The sequence below is a fragment of the Mobilisporobacter senegalensis genome (assembly GCF_003752155.1).
In the GTDB taxonomy this organism is placed as follows: Bacteria; Bacillota; Clostridia; order Lachnospirales; family Lachnospiraceae; genus Mobilisporobacter; species Mobilisporobacter senegalensis.
This window is the reverse complement of the sequence record NZ_RJVG01000003.1, coordinates 297,347-320,363: the sequence shown is the minus strand read 5'-3', so window position 1 is coordinate 320,363 and position 23,017 is coordinate 297,347. Positions and strand designations below refer to the sequence as shown.

At 33.6% G+C, this 23,017-nt stretch carries 19 protein-coding genes and 1 tRNA gene; 17 read left to right on the top strand and 3 right to left on the bottom strand.

Features of this window, described 5'->3' with window-relative positions; genetic code table 11:
• The 13 genes from thiM to EDD66_RS06795 all read left to right on the top strand — a co-directional run bounded on the left by thiM (position 1) and on the right by EDD66_RS06795 (position 15,084).
• Positions 1-825, top strand: coding sequence for a hydroxyethylthiazole kinase (gene thiM, locus EDD66_RS06855; protein WP_123608816.1), 825 nt, complete (start codon positions 1-3; stop codon positions 823-825).
• On the top strand, positions 812-1,453 hold the full coding sequence (thiE, locus tag EDD66_RS06850; RefSeq protein WP_123608815.1) for a thiamine phosphate synthase: 642 nt from the start codon (positions 812-814) through the stop codon (positions 1,451-1,453). Before thiM ends, thiE begins: the two co-directional genes overlap by 14 nt.
• Positions 1,450-2,229: a bifunctional hydroxymethylpyrimidine kinase/phosphomethylpyrimidine kinase gene (gene thiD, locus EDD66_RS06845; protein ID WP_123608814.1), complete on the top strand. Its 780-nt coding sequence runs from the start codon at positions 1,450-1,452 to the stop codon at positions 2,227-2,229. The genes thiE and thiD overlap by 4 nt, the downstream gene beginning before the upstream one ends.
• A 163-nt stretch (positions 2,230-2,392) precedes the next feature.
• Entirely contained in the window at positions 2,393-3,793 is a 1,401-nt protein-coding gene (locus tag EDD66_RS06840) for an MATE family efflux transporter (protein WP_170164272.1), read from the top strand.
• A gap of 29 nt (positions 3,794-3,822) precedes the next feature.
• Complete coding sequence (locus EDD66_RS06835) at positions 3,823-5,001, top strand: iron-containing alcohol dehydrogenase (protein WP_123608812.1); 1,179 nt, start codon at positions 3,823-3,825, stop codon at positions 4,999-5,001.
• Positions 5,002-5,082: 81 nt separating this feature from the next.
• Positions 5,083-6,108, top strand: coding sequence for a M42 family metallopeptidase (locus tag EDD66_RS06830; protein ID WP_123608811.1), 1,026 nt, complete (start codon positions 5,083-5,085; stop codon positions 6,106-6,108).
• Between the two features lie 114 nt (positions 6,109-6,222).
• A complete protein-coding gene (miaA, locus tag EDD66_RS06825) occupies positions 6,223-7,173 on the top strand; it encodes a tRNA (adenosine(37)-N6)-dimethylallyltransferase MiaA (protein ID WP_123608810.1) in 951 nt (316 codons plus the stop codon).
• A 45-nt stretch (positions 7,174-7,218) separates the two neighbouring features.
• Positions 7,219-8,517 carry a methionine gamma-lyase family protein gene (locus EDD66_RS06820; RefSeq protein WP_123608809.1) on the top strand — a complete coding sequence of 433 codons (1,299 nt, stop codon included), beginning with the start codon at positions 7,219-7,221 and terminating at the stop codon, positions 8,515-8,517.
• A gap of 126 nt (positions 8,518-8,643) precedes the next feature.
• Complete coding sequence (locus tag EDD66_RS06815; protein ID WP_123608808.1) at positions 8,644-9,657, top strand: DUF4349 domain-containing protein; 1,014 nt, start codon at positions 8,644-8,646, stop codon at positions 9,655-9,657.
• Positions 9,658-9,868: 211 nt separating this feature from the next.
• Positions 9,869-12,166, top strand: coding sequence for an FtsX-like permease family protein (locus tag EDD66_RS06810; protein ID WP_123608807.1), 2,298 nt, complete (start codon positions 9,869-9,871; stop codon positions 12,164-12,166).
• Between the two features lie 20 nt (positions 12,167-12,186).
• Entirely contained in the window at positions 12,187-12,945 is a 759-nt protein-coding gene (locus EDD66_RS06805) for an ABC transporter ATP-binding protein (protein WP_123608806.1), read from the top strand.
• Positions 12,946-12,957: 12 nt separating this feature from the next.
• Positions 12,958-13,647, top strand: a complete 690-nt coding sequence (locus EDD66_RS06800; RefSeq protein ID WP_123608805.1) for a response regulator transcription factor — start codon at positions 12,958-12,960, stop codon at positions 13,645-13,647.
• 12 nt (positions 13,648-13,659) lie between these two features.
• Positions 13,660-15,084 (top strand): HAMP domain-containing sensor histidine kinase, encoded by a 1,425-nt coding sequence (locus tag EDD66_RS06795; RefSeq protein ID WP_123608804.1) that lies wholly within the window; start codon positions 13,660-13,662, stop codon positions 15,082-15,084.
• A 402-nt stretch (positions 15,085-15,486) separates the two neighbouring features.
• Here the strand turns inward: EDD66_RS06795 and EDD66_RS06790 are convergent, their stop codons facing one another.
• The 3 genes from EDD66_RS06790 to EDD66_RS06780 all read right to left on the bottom strand — a co-directional run bounded on the left by EDD66_RS06790 (position 15,487) and on the right by EDD66_RS06780 (position 16,840).
• Positions 15,487-16,011 carry a peptidylprolyl isomerase gene (locus tag EDD66_RS06790; protein WP_123608803.1) on the bottom strand — a complete coding sequence of 175 codons (525 nt, stop codon included), beginning with the start codon at positions 16,009-16,011 and terminating at the stop codon, positions 15,487-15,489.
• A 215-nt stretch (positions 16,012-16,226) separates the two neighbouring features.
• Positions 16,227-16,472 carry an RDAC family protein gene (locus EDD66_RS06785; protein WP_123608802.1) on the bottom strand — a complete coding sequence of 82 codons (246 nt, stop codon included), beginning with the start codon at positions 16,470-16,472 and terminating at the stop codon, positions 16,227-16,229.
• Positions 16,473-16,757: 285 nt separating this feature from the next.
• A tRNA-Leu gene (locus EDD66_RS06780) sits at positions 16,758-16,840 on the bottom strand.
• Positions 16,841-16,979: 139 nt separating this feature from the next.
• Between EDD66_RS06780 and EDD66_RS06775 the strand changes: the two genes are divergently transcribed.
• From EDD66_RS06775 to EDD66_RS06760, 4 genes are all read left to right on the top strand, one after another.
• Complete coding sequence (locus EDD66_RS06775) at positions 16,980-17,501, top strand: anti-sigma factor family protein (RefSeq protein WP_123608801.1); 522 nt, start codon at positions 16,980-16,982, stop codon at positions 17,499-17,501.
• Positions 17,494-20,136, top strand: coding sequence for a DNA polymerase I (polA, locus tag EDD66_RS06770; RefSeq protein ID WP_123608800.1), 2,643 nt, complete (start codon positions 17,494-17,496; stop codon positions 20,134-20,136). Before EDD66_RS06775 ends, polA begins: the two co-directional genes overlap by 8 nt.
• Positions 20,137-20,158: 22 nt before the next feature.
• Entirely contained in the window at positions 20,159-20,755 is a 597-nt protein-coding gene (gene coaE / locus EDD66_RS06765) for a dephospho-CoA kinase (protein ID WP_123608799.1), read from the top strand.
• A gap of 79 nt (positions 20,756-20,834) precedes the next feature.
• Positions 20,835-22,961: a cell division protein FtsA gene (locus EDD66_RS06760; RefSeq protein ID WP_123608798.1), complete on the top strand. Its 2,127-nt coding sequence runs from the start codon at positions 20,835-20,837 to the stop codon at positions 22,959-22,961.
• Positions 22,962-23,017: the final 56 nt, after the last annotated feature.

Here is a 23,017-nt window from a genome sequence, read left to right as displayed (position 1 = left end):
ATGTTTACAGGGTATTTAACTGCAATTCGTAACAAGTCACCCCTTGTACATAATATAACTAATTACGTTACAGTGAATGATTGTGCTAACATCTTACTTGCAATAGGAGCTTCTCCTATCATGGCAGATGATAAGAATGAGGCAGCCGAAATAACATCCATAAGCAATGCCTTAGTTATTAATATAGGGACTTTAAATGAGAGAACCATAGAGTCTATGATTTTAGCAGGAAGAAAGGCCAATGAACTTAATATACCAGTTATATTAGATCCAGTAGGTGCAGGTGCATCAAAGTTTCGAACAGAAACGGCATATCGGCTTTTAGAAACGATCAAATTTTGTGTGATACGAGGAAATCTTTCAGAAATAAAAGCACTTAATAGCGGCTCCTGTAGCACAAAAGGTGTGGATGCAAGTAATAACGATCAAATTAATGAATCTACGTTAGAAAGTATTATTGAATTTGCCAAATCATTTTCTAAGAAAGTAGATTGTATTGCTGCTATAACCGGAGCCATGGATATTATTAGCAATGGGGTTGAAAATTATACCATATATAACGGAAATTCCCATATGAGTAAAATTACCGGTACCGGTTGTATGTTAACCTCTCTTATTGGTGGATTTTGCGGAGCTAATCCAGAAAAATTGATGGATGCAACAGTGAATGCAGTATGTGCTATGGGAATTTGCGGGGAACAGGCCCTTGAAAAAATGATAGCAGAAAATAGTGGCACAGCATCACTAAAGGTACATTTGATTGATTGCATCAGTAAATTAAATGAAGACCAATTAAAGGCAGGTGCAAAAATTGAATTTCAATAAGGATAAATTATTACTTTATGGTGTAACGGACAGAAGCTGGTTAAAAGGAGATACTCTTGAATCACAGGTTGAAAAAGCAATTTTAGGAGGGATCACCAGTATCCAATTAAGAGAAAAGGATCTGGATCATGATGAATTCTTAATAAGCGCCAAGAAGGTAAAAAGGATTACCGACCAATATAAGGTACCTTTCATAATCAATGATAATGTTGAAATTGCATTAGAGGTAGATGCAGACGGGGTACATATTGGACAGAGTGATGAGGATATTATTCAGGCAAGGAAGAAATTAGGAAGGAATAAAATAATAGGAGTTTCAGCCCATAATGTTTTGGAAGCGATCATGGCTGAAGAGAATGGTGCAGATTATATAGGAGTTGGTGCTGTATTTCATACGAATACCAAATCGGATGCAGGAACTGTATCCTATGAAACTTTAAAAGAGATATGCAATCGTGTGAAGATACCTGTTGTTGCCATTGGTGGTATTACAAGAAAGAACATAATGAAATTGTCTGGAAGCGGGATAGATGGAGTTGCTGTAATATCCGCAATTTTTGGAGAACAGGATATCACAAAAGCTTCTCAGGAAATGCATTTATTAGTAAGAAAGGAATTGTTCAAATGAAGAAAATATTAACGATTGCGGGTTCGGATTGTAGCGGTGGAGCTGGTATTCAAGCAGACATAAAAACAATTACTGCACATAAAATGTATGCCATGAGTGTGGTCACCGCTTTAACAGCGCAAAATACAACAGGAGTATATGGGGTTTTTGACATGACTCCTGAATTTGTAGAAAAGCAGCTGGATGCAATATTTACTGATATCATTCCGGAAGCAGTAAAAATAGGAATGGTATCGAATAAGGAAATTATAGAAATAATGTCCAGAAAATTAGAAGAATATAAAATAAGTAATATTGTACTGGACCCGGTTATGATATCTACCAGTGGCAGCAAGTTGCTAAGTGATGATGGGATGAAGGCTCTCATAGACAGGTTATTTCCAATTGCTTCCATCATCACCCCTAATATCCCGGAAGCAAGTTGCCTGAGCGGGTTACAGATACATACCAAAAAAGATATGGAACTTGCAGCGATAGAAATAGGTAAAAATTATAAGGGGGCAGTTTTAATTAAAGGAGGGCATTTAGCAGATAGCAGTGATGATTTACTTTATATGAATGGCGGGATATACTGGTTCTATGGAGAGAATGTGAATAATACCAATACTCATGGAACGGGATGTACCTTATCTTCAGCCATTGCATGTAATATAGCAGACAATAAAGATTTAAAAGAAAGTGTCCAGGCAGCAAAAAAATATATTACAGGTGCTTTAAATGCAGATTTAGATCTTGGTAAAGGAAGCGGACCATTAAATCATTGCTGGGATTTATAAAAAATTGAGATTATGATACTAGTTCATTCAGACTGTTGCAGGTATACTTTTTTTGCAACAGTCTTTAAATTTCCCTTGAATACACTTGAGTTCTGGGATAAAGTAAGTTACAATGTTTAATAGACTTTATTTAAATACATAATTAAGAAAAAAGGTGATTATTTTGTCACTTCAAAATGATTTGACAACGGGCAATATAAGAACTCAGATATTAAAATTTGCATTTCCATTAATCATTTCAAATTTTTTTCAGGCATTATATAATGCGGTTGATATGTTTTTTGTGGGGAGATATACAGGAACAATTGGATTATCGGCAGTTTCTGTATGTGGGCCGATTATGAATATTATGATTATGACAATATCTGGTTTATCTATTGGAGTTGCCATAGTAATTGCTAAATATGTGGGTAACAAACATATAGAAGATGTAAAGAAAAGTGCCAATTCTGCAATTGCACTTTATCTCGTGTTATCCCTCATTGTTTCCTTTTTTGGTTATCTTTTTACACCCTATATCTTAAAACTGGTCAATACACCAGTACAGGCATTTTCAGCAGCAACAGATTATCTCCATGTTATTTTTATTGGTATTATTTTTATGTTTGGGTATAATTTAATTAGTGCTTTTCAAAGGGGATTTGGTGATTCGAAATCATCCATGTATTTCGTGATTACAGCAGGATTATTTAACATCATTTTAGATTACATTTTTGTTGCTTTATTAAATAAAGGTGCTTTTGGTGCAGCTCTTGCAACTGTGATGTCCCAGGCAATTTCCTTAATTATGGGGATTGTATACTTTCGTATGAAAAAGCATGTGATTACATTTCATCCAAAAGAAATACGGATTTATAAAAATCATTTAATACGGTTATTAACCGCAGGGCTCCCAGCAGCAGGGCAGCAACTTTTGCTTAATGTTTCATTGTTGACCCTAAGTGGTATTGCTAATAGTTTTGGTCTGGTTTATAGTGCGGTTTATGGAATTGGGATAAAAATAGACAGCTTTGCAGTTCTGCCAAGTGATGCGATTAATATGTCTTTAGTCTCTTTCGTATCCCAAAATATTGGAGGAGGGAAACCAGATAGAGCGACAAAAGCACTAAAAGAAGCAATTAAGCTTGGAATCTGTATATCTGTAGTTATAGCTGCAATTATTTTATTATTCTCCTATCAGATTGTTTCTATCTTCAATTCGGATCATGAAGTGATTGGAGCAACGATAGATTATTTAAAAATTGCAGCAATTTCATATATTATTTATGCGGTTATTCACCCATTTATTGGTTTTATCAGAGGTTCCGGAAATGCAATTCAGACATTAATTAATGTTGTATTTTCGCAATATCTCATCCGTATTCCTGTTGCAATTATTTGTACTAATTTCTTTGGTTTTTCCGGGGTACCAATGGCAGTTATTGCAGGGCCGACTTTTTCTCTATTAATGTATGGATATTTCATTATATCGGGAAGATGGAAGAAATCCCATGATTATCAAGAAATGATAATTTATAATGATAATAATAAAGCTGGTAACAGTAATGAAATTGATTTAAAATAAAAACTATATCTATTTAAGGAGGACACTATATGAATAATTTTACTTTCTATTCACCAACCTATTTTGCATTTGGCAAAAATACTGAAAAAGATGCAGCAAAATATGTAAAACGTTTTGGAGGAACAAAAGTCTTAATTCATTATGGGGGAGGTTCTGTTAAAAAAAGCGGCTTATATGATACCGTGGTAAATGCTCTCAATGCAGAAGCGATTCCTTTTGTAGAACTTGGTGGTGTAAAGCCAAATCCAAGAAGCGGCCTGGTATATGAGGGAATTGATTTATGCAGAAAGGAAAATGTAGATTTCATTCTGGCAATTGGAGGCGGAAGTGCCATTGATTCTGCAAAAGCAATTGCAGCAGGAGTAAAATATGATGGAGATTTCTGGGATTTCTACAGTGGAAAAGAAGTGACAAAAGCTCTTCCGGTTGGTACAATTCTAACAATAGCGGCAGCCGGAAGTGAAGGCAGTCCTAATTCTGTTATTACGAAAGAAGAGGGAATGCTAAAGAGGGGTGCGGCAGGTGAACCATTAAGACCTGTTTTTTCAATCCTTAACCCCGAGTTTACCTGTACTTTGCCTCCTTATCAAACAGCAGCAGGTGCAACAGATATTATGGTGCATGTCATTGAACGTTATTTTACTAATACGAAAGAAGTTGAAATAACAGACCGTTTATGTGAAGCTGTACTTAAAACAATGATTAAAGAAACACCTCGTGTCATTGCAGACCCAAATCATTATGATGCCAGAGCAAACATTATGTGGGCAGGAATGATTGCACATAACAATATATGTGGTGTAGGGCGTGAACAAGACTGGAGCAGTCATGGAATCGAACATGAATTATCTGCTTTTTATGATGTAGCCCATGGTGCAGGCCTTGCAGTGATTACGCCGGCATGGATGAAATTTGTAATGAAGAAAAATATGAATAAATTTGTACAATTTGCAAATCGTGTATGGGATGTGGACATTGATTTTGAACATCCTGAAGCTACTGCCTATGAAGGAATTTATAGATTCCAGAGATTCTTAAAATTAATTGGTATGCCTACAACATTTGCAGAGTTAGGGGCCAAGGAAGAAGATATCAAGGCAATGGCCAGCCATATGGGAATATCTGAGGATAATTTACTTGGTAGTTATGTAAAATTAAATGTAGATGATATTGAAGCAATCTACCGACTTGCTTTATCTGATAACTAGAGAAGAATCCCCGCTTAAATCAATGCGGGGAATTCTTGTGTATAGTGATAAAATATCTTAAAATGGGATAAGGAGAATGAAATGGATACTGTCAATTATGTAATTAAAAAAATAGAAGACTTAGTTAATATTCCAAGCCCTTCCGGTTTCACGAAAAAAGTCATTGAATATGTCAAAGAAGAAGCAGAAGGGTTTGGTTATCAGACAGAATATTTGTATAAAGGTGGACTTATCATAACCGTTCCCGGACAAAATGATAATGTGCTCGGACTTTCTGCCCATGTGGATACGCTGGGGGCAATGGTACGTTCAATCACGAAAGAAGGAATGTTAAATATCATGCAGGTAGGCTCCATGACAATGGAAAGTATTGAAGGTGCTTATTGCAAGATCCATACAAGAGATGGAAGAGTTTACGATGGTACGATTCTTTCAAAAAGTCCTTCTGTCCACAGTTATGACAATGCCAAAGAATTAAGCCGCGTTGAAAGAAATATGGAAGTCCGTATAGATGAAGTGATTAAATCCAAAGACGACGTCTTGGATTTAGGGATTGAAACGGGTGATTATATTAGTTATGATCCTCAGTTTCAATATTTAGAGAATGGATTCATTAAATCCAGACATTTGGATGACAAAGCTTCTGTGGGTATTTTACTGGGGCTGTTAAAAGAACTGAGCAGTAAAAAGGCTCTTCCAAAGCGCACGATTAAGATCGTAATAAGCAATTATGAAGAAGTAGGGGTAGGAGCAAGCTATATACCGGAGGATATCCATGAATTTATAGCAGTGGATATGGGAGCAATCGGTGATGATCTGATGGGAAGTGAATATAAAGTTTCTATCTGTGCCAAAGATTCCGGAGCACCATATGATTATGATATTACCACGAAATTCATTCAAATTGCAAAAGAGAAAAAGATTGATTATGTCATTGATATATTCCCTCATTATGGATCCGATGCATCGGCTGCACTTCGGGGAGGAAATGATATTAAAGCTGCTTTAATCGGACCGGGAATTCATGCTTCCCATGGGATGGAAAGAACACATATGAAGGCATTACAGAACACCTTAGACATACTATCAGCTTATATAGAGGAGTAGAAGGGTGAAAGAAAAATAGAAGAAAGGATTAATGCAAATACACATCTTTCACCCTTTGTGTTTGCGCCTCAAATGAAAATGGAAGCATTTTCGCTTGAGACTTGGTATCAAATTATGAAGAAACCCTTAATTATCTTAACTGGACCAACTGCAGTAGGTAAAACAGAACTTTCTATTAAGCTTGCCAAAGCAGTAAATGGAGAAATTATCTCAGCTGATTCTATGCAGGTATATAAATATATGGATATTGGAACAGCTAAGATTCGCCCAGAAGAGATGGTGGGAATAAAACATTATCTCATTGATGAGTTTTTACCTGATGAAGAGTTTAATGTGGTAAAATTTAAAGAATATGCAAATCATTATATGAATGAAATTTATGAAAATGGCAAAATTCCTATCATTGTTGGAGGAACTGGATTCTATATTCAGGCAGTTTTATACGATATTGATTTCAGGGACACAGAAAATGATACCAGTTATCGTGAAGAATTAGAAGAATTGGCTAAAATTAAGGGAAGTCAGTTTCTTCATAATATGTTAAAAGAAGTAGACGAAAAATCTTATCTATCCATACATGGGAATAATGTAAAAAAGGTAATTCGGGCTTTAGAATATTATCATCAGACAGGCCAAAAAATCTCAGAACATAATGAAGAACAAAGACAGAATGAATCACCATATCAATTCTCATATTTTGTACTCACCAATGATCGCAGCCTTCTATATGAACGAATAGATCAGCGAGTTGACAAAATGTTAGGAAATGGATTAATAGATGAAGTAAAAGATTTATATTACAATAAAGGCTATGGCAGAGAATTAGTGTCCATGCAGGGGCTTGGCTACAAGGAAATCATTGAATATCTTGAAGGGGAACGTACTTTAGATGAAGCAATTTACATTTTAAAAAGAGATACAAGACATTTTGCCAAGAGGCAGCTTACCTGGTTTCGAAGAGAAAAAGAAGTATCGTGGATTCCAAAGAATGAATATGAAGATAACGATGACTTCGTTTTAGAAGCAATGTTAAAGGAATTAAGGGATAAGAAAATTATTAAATAGTGTGTATATTAAAGGACATATTTAAATACAGAATAGAGGATAAAGATGAACGAAGAATTAAAGAAGATGTATCATGATTTGAATATTGATAACAAGGTACTTGATTTTTGTTATGATATTGAAGAATCTTTAGCAGAAAGATTTAAAGCAATAGATAAAATTGCAGAATACAATCAGATGAAAGTATTAAAGGCAATGCAGGAGAATCGATTAAGTGATATCCATTTTGCGGCTACAACAGGTTATGGATATAATGATATAGGAAGGGATACCCTTGAAAGTGTATATGCTTCTGTTTTTCATACGGAATCTGCACTTGTAAGACCACAGTTAATCTCCGGCACACATGCGTTAAGTACTGCATTATCAGGTAACCTGCGTCCGGGAGATGAAATTCTGTCTCCCGTAGGAAAACCATATGATACATTGGAAGGGGTAATTGGAATTAAAAAAGAGAGAGGTTCTCTTGCAGAATATGGCATTACATATGCACAAGTAGATTTGCTTTCTGATGGCTCTTTTGACTATGAAGGAATAAAGAATGCAATCAATGAAAAAACCAGATTAGTAACGATTCAGCGTTCCAAGGGATACGATACAAGACCTACATTATCTGTAAATCAAATCGGTGAATTAATTTCATTTATCAAGAGTATAAAACCAGAGGTAATCTGTATGGTAGATAATTGCTATGGGGAGTTCGTAGAAACGATTGAACCAACAGATGCAGGTGCTGATCTTTGTGTCGGTTCACTCATTAAAAATCCTGGTGGCGGACTGGCGCCAATAGGAGGATATATCGTTGGAAAAGAGGAATATGTTGATAATGCAGCATATCGCTTAACAGCACCTGGACTTGGAAAAGAAGTAGGGGCAACCCTTGGAATCAATCAACAATTATTCCAGGGATTATTCTTATCGCCACAGGTAGTGTCGGGAGCTTTAAAAGGAGCCATATTTTTAGCAAATGTCTATGAAAAATTAGGTTATCCCGTATTCCCAAATGGGACTGTGCCACGTCATGATATTATTCAGGCTGTTACATTAGGCAGTGAAGAGGGGGTAGTAGCATTCTGCAGAGGAATACAGGCAGCTGCACCGGTAGATAGCTATGTAGCTCCGGAACCTTGGCCAATGCCTGGTTACAATTGTAATGTAATTATGGCAGCAGGAGCATTTGTACAGGGGTCTTCTATCGAACTAAGTGCGGATGCACCAATTAAACCCCCATATGTTGTATATTTCCAGGGAGGTTTGACCTGGTATCATTCAAAATTAGGAGTACTAATGTCATTACAGAAACTTTATGAAGAAAAACTAGTGCTACAATCAAGTGAAATTTAATTCAGTTATGGCTTTATTTTTTGTCATTGCAACTTTTTGACAAATTGATTAGTATTAATAGTATAGGGGAGTGAAATCCATTGAAATACCCTAAAATTTCAATATTTCATTTAGAGGAGGATTTATATGAAAAAGATTAACTTAAGATTATTAACAACCGCATTAATTCTAGTTGCAATATTTACATCTGCATGTGGAGCAAAAAAAGAAGCTTCTTATGGAGGCCGAACAGGATCAGTGGCTATGCCGGAGGCAATAGAGGAATCAGCTGATAACGCAGTACAATCTGAATATACATCGGATTCCACTGCACCTGAAACAGAGGGAGAAATCACAAGCGAATCAAAAAACACAAATAGTGTCGAAACAAACCGCAAACTGATCAAACGAGTTCAAATGGATGTTGAAACAAAAGATTTTGAAGGCTTATTAGAGGCTGTTAATTCAAAAGTTGAGAATTTAAATGGCTATATGGAAAGTTCAGAAGTAAGCGGAAATACTTATTTTAATGAAAATGGGTCCAGATATGCCAGTATGGTAATACGAATTCCAAGTAAGAATTTAAAAAGTTTTGTAGCTGCTGTAAAAGAGATGGGAAATGTTGTGAATTCATCAGAGTCTACAGAAGATATTACTCTTCAATATGTAGATGTAGAAAGTCATAAAAATGCATTAATTGTAGAGCAGGAAAGACTGATTGATATATTAAAAAATGCAAAAAAACTGGAAGATATTATAAAAATAGAAAATCGATTATCTGATGTGAGATATGAGATAGAGTCCTATGAATCTCAGATCCGTACTTTCGACAATCTGGTAGATTATAGTACAATTACTCTTAGCATTAATGAGGTAAGGCATATAACACCAGTGGAAGATGAGACAGTCCTACAGCGAATGAGATCCGGACTTAGCAGTACATTCTTCAATCTTAAAACGGGAGCACAGAATTTTGCAGTATGGTTCGTGGTAAATCTTCCATATCTCATCATATGGGCAATTATAATTGCAGCAATGGCATTTTCAATTAAGAAAATATTGAAAAAAGTCGAGAATAATAATATGAAATCTAATATTAAGATGCCATATACGGATAATAAAGTAAAAGAAGAAACGAAAAAAGACCCTGCTGATAAATAATAAAATATTATATTGAACGAAAAAAAGTGGTTTTGTGTGATTAAGTGAAAATCTGATCATATGGAACCACTTTTTTTATTGAATTAATGAAAAACAAGAGTAATATTCAAAAGATCTACTTTATTCATAATTATTCATAATTTACCTATTTTTATTTAAAATTTTCCGTATATGATTATGTTAGAAATAATTATCAGAAGAGGAGATTACTATGTGGTTTAAAAAGATCCGTAAGCGGAAAATCCAAAGTTTATTTATAATTTTAATTGTAGCCTTATGTTCCATGTTAATGACAAGTTCCTTGATCATTATGACTTCTTTTAATGATCCATATAAGAACTTAGTGAACGAATGTAATTCACCAGGGCTGAAGTTATATTTATATCATGACGAAAAGGAATACGCTCAAAATATAAAAAATAAATTTGAGCAATTGGATAAAGTAAGAAATGTTGAAATCACTAAATATTATTATATTCGTGATGGAATAAAAGTAGGGGCAGATTTAAAAGAAGGATTTTATGATCTGATTGAATATAATGAAAAGTTACATAAGAATTTGCGAATGATAAATGGAGATTTCAATATAGAATACTTAGGAGAGAAAGAATGCGTAATACCAAATACCTTTGCTAATGAATATGGGATCAGTGTAGGAGATAAGATTAAGATTGGTGAAAGCTTATCCTATGCTGTAAAAGGAATCTATGCAGATCCATATAATATGAGCGTCGCTTTTGATTTGGAATTTATTGTGACAAATATTCCAAAGGATATGGGAAGTAGATATTATCTCAGTGTGTTTTCAGAAGGAAATATTACAGGTAATGATTTAATTGATTATTATAGAGAGGCAAACAATAAGATACTGGAAGGAAGAGGTATTACACTTGAGTCGAGAATTAATGATAATCAGCTGACGGAGAAAATACTGGGAGGTATTTTGTTCGCAGGAAGTATTTTAATTTTATTCGTAAGTGGAATTATGATTCAGTATATGATTAAAAATATGCTTATCTCAGAGAAAGAATCTATTGGTATCTATAAAACAATTGGATATAGTAATCATTTAATCACAAGTATCTATTTAAAATTTTATTTATTTCTGGTGACACTTGGAAGTGTCATAGGTGCTTTGAGCAGTAAGTTCATATCAGATTCCTTTACCAAAGAAACATTGAAAAATCTGGGAGTAACCACAAGTAAGGGAATTTTGAAAGCCGGTTTTATTTGTGTATTTATAGTTATCTTCTTTGTATTCATCCAGGTTTATCTTATTCTGCGTAATTTAAAAAACATCAAACCATTGGAGGTCTTTAGCAAAGAGGTATCGATCCAGATGAATATTAAAAAGAATAAAAAACGAAGCATGGGATTTTCACCAATTAATATGGCCTTTCGAATGATGCTTCGAAGTAAAAAAAATACGATCCTCATTGTGATCACTTGTATCGTGTCAATCTATTGCGTAAATTTTGCTTCTACTGCGTTTTCAATGATAGATGCAATGCAGGAAAATAATTATTATTGGATCGGGTTTGATAAACATGACGTTTCATTAGAGAGCCTTGACTTAAATGATTTTGAAGAAAACCTGGAAGAAATAAAAGCAATACCTGGGGTAAAAAAAGTGATACCAACAACTACAGATGTTCCAGTTTCTTTAGAATGGGAAAAAGGATTAGGGGATACGATTATGAGTTCCATGATTTATGAAACTTATGATAACCTTGATATGCCAATTTTAGAAGGCAGAAATCCCAGATATAGTAACGAAATAGCAATTGGTAATTCTGTTGCAAATCAGTTAAATAAGCATGTAGGAGATTATATACCGATTTACTTTAATGGAAATCAAAAAATAAATCTTTTAATATCAGGAACCTTTCAAAGTTATTATGATATGGGGAAAAGCTGCAGACTTTTGGGAGAGACCTTAAGAGAAAATGATATATTTTTTCAATATTCAGAAGCATCTTTATATTTAAAGGATAATAGTCAGGTAGAAGGGTTTATTAGTGAATATAGTGATAATTATTCAAATAAAATTAAATTTATAGATCGAAAACTCAAATATGTAACTATTATGGATATGATTTGTACACCACAGAAAAAAGCAATTATGCCATTTATGGTAATGGTTCTGCTCTTAGGGGCATTAAATATAATAGCTATTGTTTATCTAAAGAACAAGGATCTTAGCAAAATAAACAGTATTTATAAAGCAATTGGTTATTCTTCCAACCACCTCTTAAAAGCTAATATAATATATATTTTAACGATAGCAATTATTTCAACTATGATTGTACTGCCTGTTTTTATAGCGGTTTTTCCAAAAACAATGGTGGTATCTCTGTCTTTCTTTGGGTTTAAGGAATATAGAGTAGATTACAGCATTATCAATATAAGTATTACTAATATGATAACATTATTTATCTTTGGATTAAGTGGAATTATTTCTTCAAAGAATCTTTATGATAACCCGGTGAAAGATTTAACATGTGAGTAGATGAGAAAGGTAGCGTTAATATGAGCAAAAATATTTTAAAAGCAGAAAAAATATGTAAAAGTTTTGTTACTGATGGAGTAGTAAATAATATCATTAAGAATATGGATATTGAAATATATAAAGGTGATTTTACCGTGATTATGGGAAGTTCTGGTTCTGGAAAATCAACATTACTTTATATGTTAAGTGGTATGGACAAAGTGACCAGTGGTAATGTATATTTAAAGGAGAGAAATATTACCAACCTAAAAGAAAAACAAATGGCAGAAATTCGAAAAGATAATATTGGTTTTGTTTTTCAGAATATGAACTTAATCCCTGATCTGACTGTGAGAGAAAATATTGTCAGCCCTGCGTATAAATCCAGGATCAGTAAATCCAATGTAAATGAAAAAGTGGAAGAATTATTACAACAGATGGATTTAAAAGAGCATGAGCACAAATTTCCAAGCCAGCTCTCAGGAGGGCAGAAACAAAGAACAGCAATTTGCAGGGGGTTAATGAATGAACCGGAACTTTTATTTGCAGATGAACCTACGGGAGCATTAAATTCCAGTATAGGTGAAAATGTATTAGATATTTTTACAATGCTTTACAATAAAGGGCAAAGTATTGTTATGGTGACTCATGATCTAAAAGCAGCAGCAAGAGGGAATAGAGTAGTATTCATTCGCGATGGGAGGATTGACGGGGAGTTGGATACAGGTACCTTTTATAAGGAGGATATAAAGGAACGGGAGATAATGTTATATCATTTCCTTTCCCAAAGAGGTTGGTAAAAGGAGGAATTTATGGCAGACAAAGTATTGATCGTGGAAGATGAAAAGGAATTAGCAGAGATACTGGGAGAATATTTAAGCGTAGAAGGATATAAAGTCAGTCTGGCATTTGACGGAGAAAAGGGGATAGAAGAAATTGACGACTTTAAGCCGGACTTAGTTTTATTGGATATCATGCTTCCTAAGGTGGATGGCATGACCATATGCAAAAAAATCAGAGAGACATCCGATATTCCAATTATTATGTTGTCAGCAAAGAATGGAGAAATGGATAAAGTAATTTGTCTCGGTATTGGTGCAGATGATTATGTTACAAAGCCTTTCAGTCCTTTAGAATTAGTTGCCAGAGTAAAAGCTCATTTAAGAAGATTTGATAAAATGCCGAGAACTCTCTATGACAAAGGTGGATTACAAATTGGACAGTTAACCTTCTACAAGGAAAGTTATGTAGCAAGAATCAAGGAGAAAGAGATAGATTTTACTACAAAAGAATTTGAGGTATTATATTTCTTTGCCGTTCACCATAATCAGGTGTTTTCAAAGGAACAAATATATGAAAATGTATGGGGCTTAAATGAGTATGGAGATATAAGCAGTGTAGCAGTTTATATCAAACGAATCAGAGAAAAGCTAAGAGAATACGATTTAGATTATATTAAAACAGTATGGGGTGCAGGCTATAAGTTATCTATCATGGAATAACAGGTGAATAATATGAAACAGGGTTCTTTATTAAAAAATCAAATAGCAATGAATCTATTCATCATAATCATTATGTTTGGGGGCTTATTGTTCAGCATCAAGGAATATAATGAATATACAGAGTCTGTTTTTTTTAATAAAGCACGTATATTGGCAGCAGATCAATTAAGTGAAATTAGTAAATGTTTTATAAAAGGCAAATTTGAATATAGAAAGGATATTTCTTTGGAATATCCTTTTGTAGTAGTAGATTTAAAAGGTGAAATTATATATAGTGAAAAACCATCCTATGTAATAGGAGACAGAGTGACGATAAATGAATTTATCCAAATAGATCAAAGTCTGTTTGAAAATGATAAATCAATAGTCAAGACCACATTTGCCATTGTCAAGGAAGAAGGTACAGTGGGTTTTGCAGCATTCTTCTTACCAAGAGAAAAGATTATCAAAGCAAGCAAAGAAAGAATAATATGGAATATATTTAAAGGGATGGTTATAGGAATTATTTTGGTATCCTTTATATTGATGTTTCATAGTTTATATATGAAAAAACGACTTCTCTTACCTGTAAAAGAAATGATAGAGTCTTCGAAAGCAATCATAAAGGGGAACTATGATGTGAAAGTAATAAAAGCAAAAGAAAATTCCGTTATGAGTGATGATATTGACAAACTGTCTTATAATTTTGAATTGATGAGAGATGAATTAAAAGCAAAAATGGAGAGAGAGAGAGAACTTACAAGAAGTCAAAAAGAATTGATTTCTTGTATATCCCACGATTTAAAAACACCTATTTCAACTATAAAAGCATATAGTGAGGGGTTAAGAGATGGCATGGCAGCAGAACCGGAAAAAGTTCAGAAGTATGCCAATATTATAGTGGATAAAACAGAGGTTTTAACAAAAATGATAAGTGATCTATTAGAACATTCAAATGCAGAAATAAATCAGCTTACAATTACCCCAAGAGAACAATATATGAATGAATTCTTAGAGAATTTAGTGAAAGAAATCAAGGGTGTTGTAGAGCATCACAGCATGGATTTTTATTATAACAACAATATTTCCAATATGCTGGTATCATTTGATGAACAGAGAATTACCCAGGTTATTACCAACTTAGTAGACAATAGTTTGAAATATGGAAAGAAGGATAATGGAAAGATTGGAATTGATGTATATCTAAAAGATCATGAAAGTTTTATTGCAATATCAGTTTGGGACAATGGAAACGGAATTCCTGTACATGATATTCCATACATATTCAATAAGTTTTATCGTGGGGAAAAATCAAGAAATATGAGTGTACCAGGTTCTGGATTAGGACTTTCTATCTGCAAATATATCGTAGAAAAACATGGCGGTGAAATCCTGTATGAAAATAAAGGAAAAGATGGAGGGAAAGGTTCCAAAGTCAGTTTTTCACTTCCGCTATAAATAAAAACTTACCAATTCAAAAAATAGTGATTAAAAATCCGTATATTGATTGGGAAGATACCCATTCCAAAATTATTAATTATTTGAATGAATTATATCAAAATATAGAATATTAATTTGATAAACAATTATCTTTTGCCGTAAATGGCCTTTCTTTCAAATACCAGCTTTGCCTTCAATAATATAAAGAAAGCCTAAGGATAAATAATCGATTTGACGTAGTCCGGCTGAGGACGGTGTTAATATTTCGTCAAGACTCTTAATAAAAATGCAATTCCATGGATTGCATTTTTATTAGTTTAGAGGCTTGAAAGAAATATACCGTCACGAGGGAAAGGCAGTCAAATGATTATTTATCCTTAGGCGTTTTAGTTCTTTAAAGGGCAAAGCGTCTGTCTGCAACTAGCATTTCTCTGGTTCTGGATAAGTTTCATCAAATAGTTCAACGGTAACTTTTTTCATTACCTGTGGTGTAGCTGGTCTGTCGGAATAATCTGTCTGGGTAGTAGCAATTTCATTTACAACTTCCATACCTTCCGTAACTTTACCAAAAGCAGCATAGGAGCCATCAAGATGTGGTGAATCCTTGTGCATGATAAAGAATTGGGAACCTGCTGAGTTTGGCATTTGAGATCTGGCCATTGAGATAACACCAGCAGTATGCTTTAATGTATTATCAAAACCATTTAAAGAAAATTCACCTTTAATAGAATATCCAGGACCACCCATTCCGGAACCTTCCGGATCTCCTCCCTGAATCATAAATCCTTCAATTACTCTATGAAAAATCAATCCGTCATAAAAATTTTTATTAACCAGGGAAATGAAATTATTCACAGTAACTGGAGCTATTTCAGGATAAAGTTCAAGTTTAATGATTTTACCTGTTTCAAGTTCAATTGTAACGATTGGATTTTGTTTTGCCATAATAAATTCCTTTCTTCTAATCCTTATATTGTCAGTTGAATTTATCCAGGGACGTAATGGCTATTATCTCACACTTTAGAAGGGGAGTGTTATAGCTGATAGTCATCAGATAAAAATACTAGCTTTGTAATATATATAATATTTACCATAAATATCATATATGATACGAAATTATTTGTAAATAACAAAATGGAAAACTTAATTTAAGTTAAACTTTATATCACAATAAAGGCTTCTTTCGTCAGAAACTCTAACTCAATCTGAATATTCTTAAAATATTGAATAACTACTTGCTTTGCTTCTTCAAACTTTTCCTCGTTTGTATTATCATCTAACGGGCCTATTGTAAAACTCTGGCCGCCGCAGGCATCTTGCAAGTGTACCTTATATCCCAGACCTTCGTTTAATAAAATACGATTCAACCCCATAATTTGAGTAAATGTTATAATTGTTTTATTCATATACTGTGACCTCACTTTCATTTTTTTATATACTTTTTTTGATTTGCAGGATGATTCATTATTTGAATGCAGGATTGCATTGCGCATCTATTTAATATATAATAATCAATAGCACTTATGATAATTTCACATATTTTACTAATTTCTTCACCATGATATACCAGCAGGTAAAATCTGATTCAGATGTGGTTAAAACCATAGAACTTATTTGATGTAGATATGAAAAAATACTCATTAGAAAAGGTTTTCGACCAATTGTCCAATGAGTATTTTAATCCTTTATAATGCGGATGGTGGGACTTGAACCCACACGATGTTACCACCGTCAGATTTTGAGTCTGATGCGTCTGCCATTCCGCCACATCCGCGTGACTTGCGAGAATTATTCTAACATAATTAGAAATATATTGCAACAGGTAATATAAATTTTTTTAGGGAATTGTAAAACTAATAAATATTATGCTTTCCGATCACCTGAAAATATTTTTAACATAAGGAGGTAGTAAGATGACTTGCAGCGAAGCTCAAAGTTATATCACTCCGTTTATTAATGATGAACTTGACAGCGATCTTTTAGAAGATTTTTTAATTCATATTGAAAAATGTGCCGATTGTAAAGAAGAGCTGGAGGTATACTATACTCTTTTAACAGGTATGAAGCAACTTGATGAAGAAAGAAATCTTCCAAGTGATTTTCATCTTGCATTTGTTAATAAACTAAAAAGAGAAGAAGAGAAGATTATTAACAAAAAGATAATTTCCATTAGAAAAAGAGTAGTATTGATACTTGTTATTTGTGTTATATCCTTTTTATCCAGTATTGGTATTCGAGAATATGTAGTTGGAGAATTAAAAGAGGTAGAAAAACAAGAAGAAGGTAATAATTATGTTATTAAGAATTATTTTTATCTAGATAAAGAAACCACTCTTGATAAGTTTATCGAAAAGAATAAAAATGAAATTTTAAATTACAAAAAACAATTTGAATATAAAAACGAATCAACTGACAAAGGAGAACAGAATGAATAAAAAAATAGTATTAATAGATGGGCATAGTATATTAAACCGTGCGTTTTATGGAGTTCCTGACTTAACTAACTCAGAAGGGCTGCACACAAATGCCATATATGGATTTATCAATATTTTATTTAAGATTTTAGATGAAGAGAAACCAGACTATTTAACAGTTGCATTTGATGTAAATCAGCCAACTTTCAGACATGAGATGTTTACTGAATACAAAGGGACAAGAAAATCTATGCCTCATGAACTTAGAGAGCAGGTCCCGGTCATCAAGGAAGTATTAAAAACGATGGGTGTATGTATCATGGAGAGGCCAGGATTTGAGGCGGATGATGTCCTTGGTACTTTAGCAAAGAAATGTGAAGAACAGGGAATCTCGGTATCACTGGTATCAGGAGATAGAGATTTACTTCAGTTAGCCAGTGATACCATAAAGATTCGTATGCCTAAGACGAAAAGAGGAGTTACTGAGATTGAAGATTACAATACAAAAGATGTAATAGAAAAATATCAGGTGACACCGTCTCAAATTATTGATCTAAAAGGGCTTATGGGTGACGCTTCTGACAATATTCCCGGAGTCCCAGGTATCGGAGAAAAAACGGCTACTAAGATCATTACAGCATATTCTACTGTTGAAAATGCTATTGAACATATGGATGAGATTATGCCTAAAAAGGCAAAAGAATCTTTTATGGCAAATATTGACCTGGCATTACTCAGTAAAAAGCTTGCCACTATTAAAACAGACTGTGAATTAGAGTTTTCTCTGGAAGAAGCGGAGTTAGGGGATTTATTTAATCAGGATGTTTTTATATATTTCAAAAAACTTGAATTTAAGAATTTATTAAATAGATTTCAAGACAATATTGATCACCATAACAGTATGGAGGATTCTTTTAAAATTGTTGAATCCCTGGATGAGGCAGAGCTGGTATTTCAAGAAATAGAGAAAAACAATAAATTTGTTGGGCTTCAATATATTATTGAAGAGGATGATATATTGGGATTATCCATCGCAGCATCAGAAGGTCAGGTCTATTATATTGGAATAGTTGGCTTTATCCATTTGGATTACCTGAAAAGTAAAGTGGATAATATCATAAGTAAGAACATCATGGTAGCTACAATTGATTTAAAGAACCAGCTGCCATATCTTACAGCAGATGAAGATAGTAAAATATTTGATCTGAGTGTAGCAGCTTACTTATTGAATCCATCCAAAGATACTTATTATTATGATGATATTGCAAGAGACTATCTTAGTATTACAGTTCCTTCAAGGAATGATTTTCTGGGAAAAGATAAACTGATAAAGGCAAAAGAAGAAAAATCCGAAGCTTTTCATAATTTCTGCTGTTATCATTCTTATGTTGCTTATTGTGCGTATCAGCCAGTTTCAGATGAATTAAAGAATACGGACATGCTGTCTTTATTTTTAGAGATTGAGATGCCGTTGATCTATTCTTTATATGACATGGAAGTACGTGGAATTGAAGTGGACAAGGAAGCATTAAAAGAGTATGGTGATAAACTGGGAACCAGAATAGTTCAATTAGAAACAGAGATTTATGATATTGTAGGCGAAAAATTCAATATTAATTCCCCAAAACAACTTGGTGTTATTTTATTTGAAAAACTAAAACTGCCATTTGGCAAGAAAACAAAAACAGGATATTCTACTTCGGCAGATATATTAGAAAAACTTCGAAGTGAAGATCCAGTAGTTGGAATGGTTTTGGAATACCGACAATTAACAAAGCTAAAATCAACTTATGCAGATGGTTTGGCTAATTATATCAAAGAGGACAAACGTATTCATGGCAAGTTTAATCAAACAGTTGCTGCCACAGGAAGAATAAGCAGTACTGAACCGAATCTTCAAAACATTCCAATCCGTATGGAACTAGGTCGTGAAATCCGTAAGGTATTTATTCCAAAAGAGGGTTATATATTCTTAGATGCTGATTATTCTCAGATTGAACTTAGAGTACTTGCCCACATGTCAGGGGATGAGAGGTTAATTGCAGCATATAAGGAGGAACAGGACATTCATAGAATTACAGCTTCTCAGGTATTTCATACCCCATTAGCTGAAGTAACCAGTGCTCAGAGAAGTAATGCGAAAGCAGTTAATTTTGGAATTGTTTATGGAATCAGTTCCTTTGGTCTTGGACAGGACCTTAATATCACAAGAAAAGAAGCCGAAAGCTATATAAATAAATATTTTGAAACTTATCCCAGAGTAAAACAATTTCTTGATGAACTGGTAGCAAGTGGTAAAGAAAATGGATATGTTACAACCTTCTTTTGCAGAAGGAGACCGGTTCCTGAATTATCTTCAAGTAACTTCATGCAACGTTCTTTTGGTGAGAGAATTGCAATGAATTCCCCGATTCAGGGAACAGCTGCTGATATTATCAAGATTGCAATGATAAGAGTAAATCGTAAATTAAAAAATTTAAAATTAAAGTCCAGATTAATATTACAAATCCATGATGAGTTGTTAGTTGAAACTCATAAAGAAGAAGTGGAACAGGTAAAAAATATACTAAAAGAAGAAATGTATAAAGCGGCTGATTTAAGTGTACCTCTTGAAGTGGAAGTGAATGAAGGAACAAGTTGGTATAATGCAAAATAAGTATTTGGTAAGGAAGATGTAGATGGCTCTAAAAATAATTGGAATTACGGGACAAGTTGGAAGCGGTAAATCTACGGTAGCAGATATTATGAAAGACAAGTACGGCGCACATTTGATCCTGACAGATGTCATTGCTCATGAATTAATGAAAAAAGGAGCTGTCTGCTATCAATTGATCGTGAATTACTTTGGGAAGGGTATTGTGGATGAAGTAGGTGAAATCGACCGGAGTAAACTTAGCCAAATTGTTTTTCATGACTCTGAAAAACTAGCTGATTTAAATGATATGGTCCATCCTTATGTAATGAATTATGCCTTTGATGAAATCAGAAGATTAACCAAGGAAAATAAAGTAGATTATGTGGTCATAGAAACCGCCTTACTCATTGAAGCAGGATATAAAGAAATCTGTGATGAGGTATGGGCAGTTACCGTTTCAAGTAAAGTCAGAAAAGAAAGATTAAGCAGAAGTCGTGGATATAGTGATGAAAAGATTGAAAGTATCTTAAAAAATCAATTAAAAGATGAGATCATACGTGAGAATGCAACAGGAATTATTAATAATAATGGCACAATTGACGAGATCATAAAACAAATTGAACTTTTGCTAGTGAAATAATATCCATTATGCTATAATATCCACGATAAGCAGATTAGTCCATGGGACTCAGCGTTAATATGATTTAGGGGGATTTTGTATGGAAGGACAAAGATATCCAGAACATCTGGTATTTGGATTAGATATCGGTACCAGAAGCCTTGTAGGTACTGTTGGATATAAAGAGAACGAAAGAAACTTTAAAGTAGTAGCCCAATGTATGAAAGAGCATGAAACCAGGGCAATGCTTGATGGTCAAATTCATGATATTCCTAAAGTAGCAGAGTCAATTGAATATATTAAAAATACATTAGAAAAGCAAATTGGGAAAAAATTAACTGATGTTTGTATTGCAGCCGCAGGGCGTGTTTTAAAAACCATCACAGTAAAGGCAGATTTTGAATTTCAGTCAGAAACGGTAATTACAGAAGAACATATCCATTCCTTAGACCTTCTTGGTGTAGAAAAGGCTTATGATGTAATACGTGAAGAGACGAAAGAGGATAATACCAATTATTACTGTGTCGGTTATAGTGCTGTTCGTTATTATTTAAATAATTATATTATTACCAATCTGGAAGGGCATAAAGCTGGAAATATGGGAGTAGAACTATTAGCAACTTTTCTTCCGGATGAAGTCATTGATAGTTTATATGTAGCAGTGGAAAAGGCAGGCTTACAAGTGGCAAGTCTGACTCTTGAGCCAATTGCTGCCATTAACATAGCAATCCCTGAAAAATTTCGTTTATTAAATATAGCATTAGTAGATGTAGGAGCTGGAACATCAGATATTTCAATTACTAAGGATGGCAGTATCATAGCATATGGCATGATACCTTTTGCTGGAGATGAAATTACTGAGACGATTGCTCAGAAATATCTGGTAGAATTTAATACTGCAGAGAAAGTAAAAGCAGCATGTTTAAAGAAAAAAGCAATAACTTATAAAGACATTATGGGAATTTCTCATAAAATACAGCCAGAAGAAGTTTTACAAGGAGTAGAAGATACCGTAGATAAAATAACAAAGGGAATTGCTGATAGAATTATTGAATTAAACGGTGATAAATCAGTAAGCGCCGTTTTTGTTGTTGGAGGGGGAGGCAAAATCCCATCTTTTGTTAAGTTATTAGCCCATCACCTTGGTCTTTCTGAAGACAGAGTAGCCCTAAGAGGTGCGGAAGTCCTTAATGAAATTGAAATATTACAACCAGGAATTAAAAAAGATCCGCTTCTTGTTACTCCAATCGGTATCTGTTTGAATTTTTATAACCAAAGAAACAATTTCATAACTGTTACAGTAAATAACGAAAGAGTGAAACTGTATGATAATAGTAAATTAACTATTGTAGATGCAGCCCTTTGTGTAGGGTTCCCAAATGAAAAATTATTCCCAAGAAGGGGAAAGCCAATTAATTTCACTCTGGATGGATCTAAGAGATTTGTAAGGGGAGAATTAGGAGAAGCAGCTGTAATTAAGCTTAACGGTGAAATCGCCAGTATTAATTCATCCATATCACAAAATGACAAAATTGAAATTAAAGAATCCACAATTGGAGCGGATGCAGTATATGAAATAAGACAACTTTCCGAATATAAAAGTACAATTGAATTTATTTTTAATGGAAAGAAGATCATCTGCCCTAAATTCGTTATGGTAAACAATGAGTTAGTATCAGAATTCTATAGTATTTCTGATGGAGATGAAATTAATATATTAAACTATTATACACTGGAACAAGTTCTTGAATTTATGGATGTGGAGTATAATGGACAGATTGAAGTGAATCATGTTGCTGCTCCTCTGACAGAAAAGGTATATGAGAATTTTACCATTGATTGCAAGATAGGCAGTGGTATGGTATTTTCAACCTCCAGTTTGAATACTGATAATGAAAATGACTTATATAATCAGAATTATGATAATGAAGATAATGAGGAAGATATTATTAAGAATCCAGAACCCAAAGAAGCCCTGGAGGAAAATCAAAATTCCATTCCTAATGTATCTGCCAGAGAAAAAAAAGAGATTGAAATCCTTATAAATGATACAGCAGTAAAATTATCAGGAAAAGACAGCTATATTTTTGTAGATATTTTAGATTTTTATTTTTTTGATACAAAAGTGGCACAAGGTAATTCTCTGATTCTAAAAGTGAATGGAGAAAGTGCAGAATTTACCACTGAAATTAACGATGGTGATATTACAGAACTGTATTGGGACTAAATAAAACGAAATACAGCTGATTTATTATGTATAGATTATTAAATATAATTGTGATA

Excerpts from the sequence above, each read along its gene's own strand:
- EDD66_RS06815 (WP_123608808.1), top strand. The coding sequence starts at position 8,644 with ATGAAAAAGATTAACTTAAGATTATTAACAACCGCATTAATTCTAGTT.
- EDD66_RS06820 (WP_123608809.1), top strand. The coding sequence starts at position 7,219 with ATGAACGAAGAATTAAAGAAGATGTATCATGATTTGAATATTGATAAC.
- EDD66_RS06785 (WP_123608802.1), bottom strand. The coding sequence starts at position 16,472 with ATGAATAAAACAATTATAACATTTACTCAAATTATGGGGTTGAATCGT.
- polA (WP_123608800.1), top strand. The coding sequence starts at position 17,494 with ATGAATAAAAAAATAGTATTAATAGATGGGCATAGTATATTAAACCGT.
- EDD66_RS06805 (WP_123608806.1), top strand. The coding sequence starts at position 12,187 with ATGAGCAAAAATATTTTAAAAGCAGAAAAAATATGTAAAAGTTTTGTT.
- thiM (WP_123608816.1), top strand. The coding sequence starts at position 1 with ATGTTTACAGGGTATTTAACTGCAATTCGTAACAAGTCACCCCTTGTA.
- coaE (WP_123608799.1), top strand. The coding sequence starts at position 20,159 with ATGGCTCTAAAAATAATTGGAATTACGGGACAAGTTGGAAGCGGTAAA.
- EDD66_RS06830 (WP_123608811.1), top strand. The coding sequence starts at position 5,083 with ATGGATACTGTCAATTATGTAATTAAAAAAATAGAAGACTTAGTTAAT.
- EDD66_RS06790 (WP_123608803.1), bottom strand. The coding sequence starts at position 16,011 with ATGGCAAAACAAAATCCAATCGTTACAATTGAACTTGAAACAGGTAAA.
- EDD66_RS06760 (WP_123608798.1), top strand. The coding sequence starts at position 20,835 with ATGGAAGGACAAAGATATCCAGAACATCTGGTATTTGGATTAGATATC.
- EDD66_RS06795 (WP_123608804.1), top strand. The coding sequence starts at position 13,660 with ATGAAACAGGGTTCTTTATTAAAAAATCAAATAGCAATGAATCTATTC.
- thiD (WP_123608814.1), top strand. The coding sequence starts at position 1,450 with ATGAAGAAAATATTAACGATTGCGGGTTCGGATTGTAGCGGTGGAGCT.
- EDD66_RS06775 (WP_123608801.1), top strand. The coding sequence starts at position 16,980 with ATGACTTGCAGCGAAGCTCAAAGTTATATCACTCCGTTTATTAATGAT.
- EDD66_RS06800 (WP_123608805.1), top strand. The coding sequence starts at position 12,958 with ATGGCAGACAAAGTATTGATCGTGGAAGATGAAAAGGAATTAGCAGAG.
- EDD66_RS06835 (WP_123608812.1), top strand. The coding sequence starts at position 3,823 with ATGAATAATTTTACTTTCTATTCACCAACCTATTTTGCATTTGGCAAA.
- miaA (WP_123608810.1), top strand. The coding sequence starts at position 6,223 with ATGAAGAAACCCTTAATTATCTTAACTGGACCAACTGCAGTAGGTAAA.
- EDD66_RS06810 (WP_123608807.1), top strand. The coding sequence starts at position 9,869 with ATGTGGTTTAAAAAGATCCGTAAGCGGAAAATCCAAAGTTTATTTATA.